The sequence below is a fragment of the Nocardiopsis sp. NPDC006139 genome (assembly GCF_040614155.1).
Classification (GTDB): Bacteria; Actinomycetota; Actinomycetes; order Streptosporangiales; family Streptosporangiaceae; genus Nocardiopsis; species Nocardiopsis changdeensis.
Genome location: NZ_JBEXTT010000024.1, coordinates 91309 through 102550, shown reverse-complemented (window position 1 = coordinate 102550; position 11242 = coordinate 91309). Strand labels below are relative to the sequence as shown.

Annotated in this window: 8 protein-coding genes and 1 riboswitch; of the genes, 7 read left to right on the top strand and 1 reads right to left on the bottom strand. The window is 76.3% G+C overall.

Translation table 11 applies throughout. From position 1 onward, the window contains the following. Nucleotides 1-93: 93 nt before the first annotated feature. Complete coding sequence (locus ABZ249_RS26740) at nucleotides 94-1173, bottom strand: RNA ligase (ATP) (protein ID WP_355268259.1); 1080 nt, start codon at nucleotides 1171-1173, stop codon at nucleotides 94-96. Between the two features lie 193 nt (nucleotides 1174-1366). Continuing rightward, a riboswitch (cobalamin riboswitch) is annotated at nucleotides 1367-1579 on the top strand. A 56-nt stretch (nucleotides 1580-1635) separates the two neighbouring features. Here ABZ249_RS26740 and ABZ249_RS26735 point away from each other — a divergent pair. The 7 genes from ABZ249_RS26735 to ABZ249_RS26705 are packed head-to-tail and all read left to right on the top strand — an operon-like array spanning nucleotide 1636 to nucleotide 11232. Further along, a complete protein-coding gene (locus tag ABZ249_RS26735; protein ID WP_355268256.1) occupies nucleotides 1636-2673 on the top strand; it encodes an ABC transporter substrate-binding protein in 1038 nt (345 codons plus the stop codon). After that, entirely contained in the window at nucleotides 2670-3686 is a 1017-nt protein-coding gene (locus ABZ249_RS26730) for an iron chelate uptake ABC transporter family permease subunit (RefSeq protein ID WP_355268254.1), read from the top strand. The genes ABZ249_RS26735 and ABZ249_RS26730 overlap by 4 nt, the downstream gene beginning before the upstream one ends. Nucleotides 3687-3703: 17 nt before the next feature. Next, entirely contained in the window at nucleotides 3704-4648 is a 945-nt protein-coding gene (locus ABZ249_RS26725; protein ID WP_355268265.1) for an ABC transporter ATP-binding protein, read from the top strand. Beyond that, nucleotides 4645-8235 (top strand): cobaltochelatase subunit CobN, encoded by a 3591-nt coding sequence (cobN, locus tag ABZ249_RS26720; RefSeq protein WP_355268251.1) that lies wholly within the window; start codon nucleotides 4645-4647, stop codon nucleotides 8233-8235. Before ABZ249_RS26725 ends, cobN begins: the two co-directional genes overlap by 4 nt. Continuing rightward, entirely contained in the window at nucleotides 8232-8954 is a 723-nt protein-coding gene (gene cobF / locus ABZ249_RS26715) for a precorrin-6A synthase (deacetylating) (RefSeq protein WP_220560763.1), read from the top strand. Before cobN ends, cobF begins: the two co-directional genes overlap by 4 nt. Next, nucleotides 8951-10516 (top strand): cobyric acid synthase, encoded by a 1566-nt coding sequence (locus ABZ249_RS26710; protein ID WP_355268248.1) that lies wholly within the window; start codon nucleotides 8951-8953, stop codon nucleotides 10514-10516. The genes cobF and ABZ249_RS26710 overlap by 4 nt, the downstream gene beginning before the upstream one ends. Then, nucleotides 10513-11232 carry a cobalt-precorrin-6A reductase gene (locus ABZ249_RS26705; RefSeq protein ID WP_355268245.1) on the top strand — a complete coding sequence of 240 codons (720 nt, stop codon included), beginning with the start codon at nucleotides 10513-10515 and terminating at the stop codon, nucleotides 11230-11232. Before ABZ249_RS26710 ends, ABZ249_RS26705 begins: the two co-directional genes overlap by 4 nt. Nucleotides 11233-11242: the final 10 nt, after the last annotated feature.

Sequence of the window (11242 nt, the reverse complement as noted above, 5' to 3'; positions counted from 1 at the left end):
TTGGCGCGCGCCGCCCCCCCCCCCCCGCGGGGGGGGGGGCGGGGCCGGGGGGGGGGGGGGCCGGGGGGGGGGGCCCCCCCGGCGGCACGGCGGTCACTCGTACTCGGTGCCGCCCTTGCGCGTGAGGTAGGCGTCGGAGACGAACTTGGCGATCGCGCGGCCCGCGAGGACCGGCGAGTAGCGCTCGCGGGCGGGCCGGACCACCACGCCCTCGCGCATGTGGGCGGCGCGGCCGCTCCAGGTCTCGTCGCCCTGGGCCGCCTCGAACAGCGCGGCCTCGTCGTAGGGGCCGTTGTAGAGCTCGGGCACCGCGGGCAGGCCGACCTCGGCGAGCAGGCCCGGCAGGTCGGCGGCGTCGACCCAGGACACGGTGCCGTCGACGTCCAGGCGCACGTCGAAGACCGCGTACCCCGGCCGCTCGCTGCGCCCGTGCTCGCCGTAGCCCAGGTCCTGCACGCCGGCGCCGAACACCTCGCCGAACACGCCCACCCGGGCCGCGCCGAACTTCTCGGCGATCCGGCGGGCCGCATCGGGCACCCCGTGGGTCCTCACCGAGCGCCAGTACAGGTTGTCCTCGGCGAAGGCCAGCGCGAAGTTGCGCGACCCGTGCCCCTTGGAGGAGACGAACTCCTCGCCCGTCTCCGCGACCAGCGTGAACAGGCAGGCGGTGCCGTGGATCTTCTCCGTGGCCACCACCGGCTCGCCGGGGGTGAAGACGTCCGGGTAGCGCTTGGCGTTCTCCACCTCGATCCAGCGCAGCAGGTCCGGGGCGGCGACGACCTCCCCGCTCATGTGCACCGGGATCTCGGGCACCCACTTGGTGACGCCGAGCTCCGCGGCGAAGTCCGCGCCCTCCTCGTGGGCCGCCGCCAGGTCCCGGTCGGCCAGCGCCCGCGGGCTGCAGACGATGCCCTGGGAGATCTCGCCGCGCAGCCGGATCGCCTTGACCCGGTTGCGCCGGGAGCCCGCGAGCTTGCCGGTCAGGCCGAGCTCGTCGATGAGGCCGTCGGGCAGCAGGGCGTTCTCGGGGATGTAGACGGCCCAGTCACCGGTGCGGTAGGCGCCCTTGGCCACGACCGCGCGGAACAGGCCGACCTGGGCCAGTTCGAGCGCGTCGGCGTTGGGGTGGGGGTGGACGGTGAGCCTCTCCGCGGTGACCCGGAGGGTGGACATGGGGGTTCCTTTCCTGGTGAGGGGGCGCAGGGTCGTGCCGGGGCAGGGCAGGGGCCCGGGGGCGCGGGCGGCGGCGCCGGATCCCCGGCGTCCCGGCGCCGGGCTCCCGGGGTCCCGCCACTATGGCCGAGGCGCCGTCCGGGCGACAACGCCTTTTCCCGCCGGGACCGGCCGCGTACGCCCGGGGCGGCGTTGGTATCCTGCCCGGGCCAGTCGTACCACTCCGGTGGTCAGGGAATCCGGTGCGAATCCGGAACTGACGCGCAGCGGTGAGGGGGACGGGCGGGGTACTGCGCCACTGGGGCGGGACCGTGCGGGCCGGGAACGGCGGTGCGGACCGGCCTGGGAAGGCACTCCGTCCGGGTGAGCCCGAGTCCGAAGACCTGCTGGCCCCGCGCGCCGACACCGCGCGGGCGACCCATGCCAGGCTCCGCGTCCGAGCCCCGACATGCAAGGCATCCCATGCACCGCCGTACGCCCCTCGCGGGCCCCCTGCTGCTCGTCCCCGTCCTACTGCTCACCGCCTGCTCCCCCGGCCCGGGGGACGGGCGGGCCGAGGCCGGCTCCGCCCCGGCCGACGGGGCGTCCCTCGACAACTGCGGGCACGAGGTGCCCCTCGGCGCTCCCCCCGAGCGGGTGGTCTCCCTCAACCAGGGCACCACCGAGATCCTGTACTCCCTGGGGCTCCAGGACCGCGTGGTCGGCACCGCCACCTGGACCGACCCGATCATGGAGGGCCTGGAGGAGGCCGACGAGGGCGTCCCGCGCCTGGCGGAGAACAACCCCTCGTTCGAGCGCGTCCTGGAGGCCGAGCCCGACTTCGTCACGGCGTCCTTCGAGTCCACCCTGGGCACCGGCGGCGTCGCCACCCGGGAGCAGTTCGAGGAGCTGGGCGTGGGCACCTACGTCTCCCCCTCGGACTGCGCCGCGGGCAAGGACAACGACAGCGGCGGCGACGGGTCGCGCAGCGAACCGCTGACCCTGGACGTCGTCTACGGGGAGATCGGCGACCTGGCCCGGGTCTTCGGGGTCCCCGAGCGCGGCGAGGAGCTCGTCGCCGGCCTGGAGGGCCGGGTGGAGGCCGCCACCGCGGACCTGGACGCCTCCGGGGTGTCCCTCATGTACTGGTTCGCGAACTCCGAGTCCCCCTACCTGGCCGGGTGCTGCGGGGCCCCGGGCGCCATCACCCGGGCGGTCGGCGCGGAGAACGCCTTCGACGACACCCACGACGAGTGGCCCCAGATCAACTGGGAGACCGTCGCCGACCGCGACCCGGACGTCATCGTGCTGGGCGACCTGACCCGCGAGTCGCAGACCGCCGAGACCGCCGCCGCCAAGATCGACTTCCTGGAGGGGCACCCCGCCACGCGGAACCTCACCGCGGTGCGCGAGGAGCGCTACATCCTGCTGAGCGGCCAGGCCATGAACCCGTCGATCCGCACCGTCGAGGGTGTGGAGCAGGTCGCCGCCGGACTGCGGGAACTCGGGCTCGCGCAGTGAGGGGCGCGCGCCTCGCGCTGCTCGTCCCGCTGGGCCTGTCGGCGGTGGCCGTGTCGGTCGCCGCGGCGGTGACCGTCGGCCCGGCCGACATCACCGTGGCCGAGGTCGGGCGCTCCGTGCTCGCCCGGCTCGGCCACGGACAGAGCCCCCTGTCGGTGCTGCGCGACGGCATCGTGTGGAACCTGCGCATGCCCCGCGCCCTGCTGGCCGCGGTGTGCGGGGCCGGGCTGGCGCTGTGCGGGGCGGTCATGCAGTCGCTGCTGCGCAACCCCCTGGCGGACCCCTTCGTGCTGGGGGTGTCCTCCGGCGCCTCCACGGGGGCCGTGCTCGTGATCGTCCTGGGCTGGGGAGCCGGAGCGGTGTCGCTGTCGGCGGGGGCCTTCGCCGGGGCGGTGCTGTCCTTCGGGACGGTGGTGCTGCTGTCCCACACCCTCGGCGGCGGCATGGACCGCGTCGTCCTGTCCGGGGTCGCGGCGATGCAGCTCTTCTCGGCCCTGACCTCGTTCGTGGTGCTGACCTCGGCGGACGCCGAGACCACGCGCGGGGTGCTGTTCTGGCTGCTGGGCTCGCTCTCCGGCGCGGGGTGGTCCGACGTGGCCCTGTGCTCGCTGGTGCTGGCCGCCGTGCTGGCGGTCTGCCTGGCCAACACCGGCACCCTGGACGCCTTCGCCTTCGGGGAGGAGGCCGCCGCGCACCTGGGCGTGCGGGTGGCCCGGGCCCGCCTGGTGCTGCTGACCGTCACTGCGCTGCTCACGGCCGCGCTGGTCAGCGCCGCCGGGGCGATCGGGTTCGTGGGGCTGGTCCTCCCGCACGTCACCCGGATGCTCACCGGGGCCGGCCACGCCCGGCTGCTGCCGGTGGCCGCGCTGACCGGCGCCGTCTTCCTGGTGTGGGTGGACACGGCGGCGCGCACGCTGCTGGACCCGCGGGAGATCCCGGTGGGCGTGGTGACCTCGCTCATCGGCGTGCCGGCGTTCGTCGCCGTGCTGTACCGGACGAGGAGGGCGCTGTGACCGATCGCGGGACCACCCTGGCGGGAGCGCCCCCGCAGGCCGCGCCCCCGGAACGGGAGCGCGGGCTGCGGGCCGAGCGGGTGAGCCGCCCGGCGGGAGGGCGCCTGGTCGTGGACGGGGTCAGCCTGGCCCCGCGCCCCGGCGAGACGGTCGGGCTGCTGGGGCCGAACGGCTCGGGCAAGTCCACCCTGCTGCGGCTGCTGTCCGGTGTCCTGGCGCCCTCCTCCGGGGTCGTCGTCCTGGACGGCCGCCCGCTCGCCCGGACGCCCCGCAGGGCGGCGGCGCGGCGGGTGGCGGTCGTGGAGCAGCACGCGGAGGCGCGGACCGAGCTGACGGTCCGCGACGTGGTGGCGCTGGGGCGCATCCCCCACCGGCGCGCCTGGACGCCCGCGTCGGCCGCCGACGCCGCGGCGGTGGCGGCCGCGCTGGAGGCCACCGGGCTCGCCGGCCTGGCCGACCGGTCCTGGCAGACGCTGTCGGGCGGCGAGCGCCAGCGCGCCCAGATCGCCCGCGCCCTGGCCCAGGAGCCCGGGGAGCTGCTGCTGGACGAGCCGACCAACCACCTCGACATCCAGTACCAGCTGGACCTGATGGAGCTGGTCGTCGGCCTTCCGGTGACCACCGTGATCGCCATGCACGACCTGAACCTGGCCGCGATGTACTGCGACCGGCTGCTCGTGCTGCGCGGCGGCCGGGCGGTCGCCGGGGGGACGCCCGGCGAGGTGCTCACCCCCGCCCTCATCGGGGAGGTGTACGGGGTGCGCGCCGAGGTCGACGAGGGGCCCGGCCACCCGGTGGTCCGGTTCCTGCGCCGGACCCCGGCCCCTCCCCGGTCCCCGGACCGCCCCCTATCCCCGGGCGGCCCCCGGGACGCCGCCCCGCCCGAACGCCCTCCTTCCGCGAACACCGACGGTCCCGACGAACCACAGCCCACGACCCCCTGGGGAGGTATCCGGCCATGACGGTACGGATCGCACTGCTGTCCACCTCTGACACCGACCTGCTCTCCGCGCGGGGGAGCGGCGCCGCCTACACGTGGGCGAACCCGTCCCGCGCCTCCGACGACGAGCTCGCCGCGGCCGTGGAGGGCGCCGGCCTGGTCGTGGTGCGGCTGCTGGGCTCACCGCACGACCTGTGGCCGGGGCTGGCCGCCGTCCGGGAGCGGGGCGTCCCGCTGGTCGTGCTCGGCGGCGAGCAGCAGCCCAGCGCGGAGCTGATGGAGCACTCCACCGTGCCGATCGGGGCGGCCACCGACGCGCACCGCTACCTCGCCCAGGGCGGGCCCGCCAACCTGGCCCGGCTGCACGCCTTCCTGTCGGACACCGTCCTGCTGACCGGCGAGGGGTTCGAGCCTCCCCTGGAGATCCCGGCGTGGGGCTTCGCCGAGCGCGACCTCCCTGCCGGCCCCGGCCTGCCCCGGATCGGCATCCTGTACTACCGGGCCCACGAGGCGGGCGGCAACACGGCGTTCGCGCACGACCTGGCCGACGCGGTGGACGCCACCGGCCGGGCGGTGGGCGTGCCGGTGTTCGCCGGGTCGCTGCGCTCGGCGCCCGACGACCTGTACGAGGCGCTGGGCGCGTTCGACGCGCTGGTGGTGACCGTCCTGGCCGCGGGCGGCAGCACCCCCGCCACGGCGGGCGCGGGCGGGGACGACGAGGCCTGGGACGTGGAGCGCATGGCCGCCCTGGACGTCCCGGTCCTCCAGGGGCTGTGCCTGACGAGCCCGCGCGCCGCCTGGGAGGCGTCCGACGACGGCGTCACACCGCTGGACTCGGCGAGCCAGATCGCCATCCCCGAGTTCGACGGCCGCATCATCACCGTGCCGTTCTCCTTCAAGGAGATCGACCGGGACGGCCTGCCCCGCTACGTCGCCGACCCCGAGCGCTGCGCCCGCCTGGCCGGGATCGCGGTGGCGCACGCGCGGCTGCGGCACGTGCCGCCCGCCGAGAAGCGGATCGCGGTGGTGCTGTCGGCCTACCCCACCAAGCACGCCCGGATCGGCAACGCGGTCGGCCTGGACACGCCCCGGTCCCTGGTGCGCCTGCTGCGGCGGCTGCGCGAGGAGGGCTACGACCTCGGCGCTCCCGGGGACCTGCCCGGCCTGGACCTGCCCGACGAGGCGCGGGCGGGCGACGCGCTCGTCCACGCCCTGATCGCCGCGGGCGGCCAGGACGAGGAGTGGCTGACCTCCGGCCAGCTCACCGACGCCCACGTGCGCATCACCGCCCGGGAGTACGCCGAGTGGACCCGGGACCTGCCCGCGGAGCTGCGGGAGGCGGTGGCCGGGGCCTGGGGGCCCGCCCCGGGGAACCTCTACGTCAACGACGACGGCGAGATCGTGCTCGCCGCCCTGCGCGCGGGCAACGTCGTCGTCCTGGTACAGCCGCCGCGCGGGTTCGGCGAGAACCCCATCGCGATCTACCACGACCCGGAACTGCCGCCCAGCCACCACTACCTGGCCGCCTACCGGTGGCTGGAGCACGGGTTCGGCGCCCACGCGGTCGTCCACCTGGGCAAGCACGGCTCGCTGGAGTGGCTGCCGGGCAAGAACGCCGCCCTGTCGGCGGCCTGCGCCACCGACGCCGCCCTGGGCGACCTGCCGCTGGTCTACCCGTTCCTGGTCAACGACCCGGGCGAGGGGGCCCAGGCCAAGCGGCGCGCCCACGCCACGGTCGTGGACCACCTGATCCCGCCGATGGCGCGCGCGGAGACCTACGGCGACATCGCCCGCCTGGAGCAGCTGCTGGACGAGCACGCCAACATCGCCGCCATGGACCCGGCGAAGCTGCCCGCGGTCCGCGGCGAGATCTGGGCGCTGATGCGGGCCGCGGAGATGCACCGCGACCTGGGCCTGGCCGAGCGCCCCGGCGACGAGGAGTTCGACGACTTCCTGCTGCACGTCGACGGCTGGCTGTGCGAGATCAAGGACACCCGGATCCGCGACGGCCTCCACGTACTGGGCGCCGCCCCCGAGGGCGCGACACGGGTGGACCTGGTCCTGTCCGTGCTGCGCGCGGCCCAGGTGTGGGGCGGGGTGGGCGGGGCCGTGCCGGGGCTGCGCGCGGCGCTGGGCCTGAAGGAGGGCGCGCCGACCGCCGAGGTCGACGCGGTGGAGGCGGCCGCCCGCGCCCTGGTGGAGCGCATGGAGGCCGCGGGCTGGGACCCGGCCGCGGTGCCGGGCCTGCACGACGACGACCGGGTGCGCGCCGTGCTGGAGTTCGCCGCCGCGCAGGTCGTCCCGCGCCTGGCCCGCACCACCGACGAGATGGACCACGTCCTGCACGCCCTGGCGGGCGGGTTCGTCCCGGCGGGGCCGTCCGGGTCGCCCCTGCGGGGCCTGGTCAACGTCCTGCCGACCGGGCGCAACTTCTACACCGTGGACCCCCGCGCGGTGCCGTCGCGGCTCGCCTGGCAGACCGGCCAGGCCATGGCCGAGTCGCTGCTGCGCCGCCACCTGGAGGAGACGGGGACCTACCCGGAGTCGGTGGGCCTGTCGGTGTGGGGCACCTCGGCGATGCGCACGTCCGGCGACGACGTGGCCGAGGTGCTGGCCCTGCTGGGGGTGCGGCCCGAGTGGGACGAGGCGTCACGCCGGGTCGCGCGGCTGGACGTGGTGCCCGCGGAGGAGCTGGGGCGGCCGCGGATCGACGTCACGGTGCGCATCTCCGGCTTCTTCCGGGACGCCTTCCCGCACGTGGTCGCCATGATGGACGACGCCGTGGCGCTGGTGGCCGGGCTCGACGAGCCGGCCGAGCTCAACTTCGTGCGCGCGCACGCCCTGGCCGACCTGGAGTCGCACGGGAACCTGCGGCGGGCCACCACCCGCATCTTCGGCTCCGCGCCCGGCTCCTACGGGGCGGGCATCCTCCAGGTGGTGGAGTCGGGCAACTGGCGCGACGACCGCGACCTGGCCGAGGTGTACACCGCCTGGGGCGGTTTCGCCTACGGCCGCGGGCTCGACGGGGTCCCGGCCGCCGACGACATGCGCGCCAACTACCGGCGGATCAAGGTGGCGGCCAAGAACGTCGACAGCGCCGAGCACGACATCGCCGACTCCGACGACTACTTCCAGTACCACGGCGGCATGATCGCCACCGTGCGCGCGCTCACCGGGTCCGACCCCCGGGCGTACGTGGGCGACTCCACCTCGCCCGACGCGGTGCGCACCCGCACGCTGTCGGAGGAGACGGCCCGCGTGTTCCGGGCCCGGGTGGTGAACCCCCGCTGGATCGCCGCGATGCGGGGGCACGGCTACAAGGGCGCGTTCGAGCTGGCCGCCACGGTCGACTACCTCTTCGGGTTCGACGCCACGGCCGGGGTCGTCCACGACTGGATGTACGAGCGGCTCGCGGCGGAGTACGTGCTCGACGGGACCACGCAGGAGTTCCTGCGCGCGTCCAACCCGTGGGCGCTGCACGGCATCGTGGAGCGGTTGCACGAGGCGGCGCGGCGCGGCCTGTGGGCGGAGCCGGACCCCGCGACCCTCCAGGCGCTGACCGAGGTGTACCTGGAGGTCGAGGGCGACCTGGAGGAGCGGGCCGAGTGAGGGTGCGGATCCTGGGGATCGGTACGGGTCCCCGCCAGCTCACCGGGGAGGCGGCCGACGCCCTGCGGGGGTGCGACTACGCGGTCGCCGCCCGCAAGGGCGACGACGACGGGCTGCTGGCGCTGCGGCGGGCGGTCTGCGCGGCGTACGGCGTCCCGCTGGTGGAGGTGCCCGACCCCGTGCGGGACCGCGGCTCCGGGGACTACAAGGGGGCCGTGGCCGCCTGGCACGAGGCCCGGGTGCGCGCCTACGAGCGGGTGCTGGGCGAGCGCGGCGGGACGGCGGCGTTCCTGGTCTGGGGGGACCCCTCCCTGTACGACTCGACGCTGCGGATCGTGGAGGCCGTGGCCGCGCGGGGCGCCGTGCCGGTGGAGTACGACGTGCTGCCGGGGATCAGCGCCCCGCAGCTGCTCGCCGCGCGGCACCGGATCGTGCTGCACGGGGTGGGCGACCCGGTCCACGTCACCCCGGCCCGCCGCCTGGGGGAGGCGGTGGCCGCGGGCCACCGCGACATCGTCGTCATGCTGTCCGGGCGGCACGGGTTCGACGGCCTGGCGGACTGGTCCGTGTGGTGGGGTGCCAACCTGGGCACCGAGACCGAGGAACTGGTCGCGGGACGGGTCGGCGACGTGCTGCCCGAGATCGAGGAGGCCCGGCTGCGGGCCCGGGGGAAGGCGGGATGGGTCATGGACACCGCGCTGCTGCGGAGGCCGCGATGAGCACCGGGCCGAAGGCCACCGCTGAGGGCGGAAGTCCGGGGCGGCGCGAAGCGCCCGCGTCGGACGGTGGTGGGCGACGGGCGGGAGGACTTCTCGTCGCCGGGACCACCTCCGACGCGGGCAAGAGCGTGGTCACCACCGGCCTGTGCCGGGCCTTCGCGCGCCGCGGCGTGCGGGTCGCCCCGTACAAGGCGCAGAACATGTCCAACAACTCCATGGTCTGCCGGGGCCCGGACGGGCGGGCGGCAGAGATCGGCCGGGCGCAGTGGGTGCAGGCGCTGGCCGCGCGCGCCGAACCGGAGCCCGCGATGAACCCGGTGCTGCTCAAACCCGGCGGCGACCGGCGCAGCCACGTGGTGCTGATGGGCCATCCGGCGGGCGAGGTGTCCTCCGCGGACTGGGAGGCGGGCCGCCGCCACCTGGCCGAGGCGGCGCACGCCGCCTTCGACGACCTCGCGTCCAGGTACGACGTCGTCGTCGCCGAGGGCGCGGGCAGCCCCGCCGAGATCAACCTCCGGGCGGGCGACTACGTCAACATGGGGCTGGCCCGGCACGCGGACCTGCCCGCGGTGGTCGTGGGCGACATCGACCGGGGCGGGGTGTTCGCCGCCCTGTACGGCACGGTGGCGCTGCTGGAGCGGGCGGACCGCGACCTGGTCGCGGGTTTCGTCGTCAACAAGTTCCGGGGCGACCCCGCGCTCCTCGAACCGGGACTGGCGGACCTGGAGCGGCGCACGGGCCGGCGCGTCTACGGCGTCCTGCCGTGGGATCCCGGGCTGTGGCTGGACTCCGAGGACGCCCTGGACCTGGAGGGCCGACGCGCGGACGGGGACCGGGTGCGGCGGGTGGCGGTGGTGCGCCTGCCCCGCATCAGCAACTTCACCGACGTGGACGCGCTCGGCCTGGAGCCGGACCTGGACGTGGTGTTCGCGTCGGGTCCGCGCGACCTCTCCGACGCCGACCTGGTGGTGCTGCCCGGCACCCGCGCCACCCTGGCCGACCTGGCGTGGCTGCGCTCGCGGGGGCTGGACCGGGCCGTGGTCGAGCACGCCCGCCGGGGGCGGCCGGTGCTGGGGATCTGCGGCGGGTTCCAGATGCTGGGCACCACGGTGGCCGACCCCGACGGGGTGGAGGCGCCCGGAGGGGCGCGGGCGCCGGGGCTGGGCCTGCTGGACGTGCGCACCGACTTCACCGCGGACAAGACCCTGGGGCTGCCGTCCGGGGAGGCGTTCGGTGTGCCCGTGAGCGGCTACGAGATCCACCACGGCACGGTGACGCGCGGGCCGGGGGCCGAGGCGTTCCCGGGCGGGGCGCGCGCGGGGGCGGTGTTCGGCACCCTGTGGCACGGCGCCCTGGAGGGCGACGCGTTCCGGGAGGCGTTCCTGGCCGAGGCGCTCGGGCACGGGGCGTCCGGCGTCCGGTTCGCCCCGGCCCGGGAGCGGCGCCTGGACCTGCTGGCCGACCTGGTGGAGGAGCACCTGGACGTCGACGCCCTGCTGGAGCTGGCGCTCGAGGGCGCCCCGCCGGGACTGCCCGAACCGCACCCCGGGGGTGCGCGGTGAGGCTGCTCCTGCTGGGCGGCACCTCCGAGGCCCGCGAACTGGCCGCGCTCCTGGTGGCGGCCGGGGTGGACGTCACCTCGTCGCTGGCCGGGCGGGTGGCGCGGCCGCGCCTGCCGGAGGGCCGGGTCCGCATCGGCGGCTTCGGCGGGGTGGCCGGGCTGCGGGCGGCGCTCGCGGACTACGACGCGGTCGTGGACGCCACCCACCCCTTCGCCCTGGGCATGTCGGCGAACGCGGCCGCGGCCTGCACGGACCTGCCGCTGCTACGGCTGGAGAGGCCCGGGTGGGAACCGGAGCCGGGCTGGCACCACGCCGCCGACCACGGGGAGGCGGCCCGGACGGCCGCGCGGCTGGGCTCCCGGCCGTTCCTGACCGTGGGGCGCCAGGAGCTGGCGCGGTTCGTCCCGGCCCTGGGCGGGCTCCCGGTCCTGGCCCGGGTGGTGGACGCGCCGGATCAGGCGCCGCCCGCCCCCTGGCGGCTGGTGACCGGGCGGGGGCCGTACACGCTGGACGGCGAGCGCGGCCTCATGGCCGGACACGGGTCGGATGTGCTGGTCACCAAGAACTCGGGCGGGACCTACACCCGGCCCAAGCTGGAGGCCGCGCGCCTGCTGGGCGTCCCGGTCGTGGTGGTGCGGCGCCCGCCGGGGCCCGCGGGTGTGCCCGTGGTGCACGACGTGGCGTCGGCGTTCGCCTGGGTGCGCGGCCTGGGCTGAGCGGCCCCGA

What these genes read in the sequence shown, in the direction of transcription:
- ABZ249_RS26735 (WP_355268256.1), top strand. Translation starts at nt 1,636, where the DNA reads ATGCACCGCCGTACGCCCCTCGCGGGCCCCCTGCTGCTCGTCCCCGTC.
- ABZ249_RS26710 (WP_355268248.1), top strand. Translation starts at nt 8,951, where the DNA reads ATGAGCACCGGGCCGAAGGCCACCGCTGAGGGCGGAAGTCCGGGGCGG.
- ABZ249_RS26740 (WP_355268259.1), bottom strand. Translation starts at nt 1,173, where the DNA reads ATGTCCACCCTCCGGGTCACCGCGGAGAGGCTCACCGTCCACCCCCAC.
- cobN (WP_355268251.1), top strand. Translation starts at nt 4,645, where the DNA reads ATGACGGTACGGATCGCACTGCTGTCCACCTCTGACACCGACCTGCTC.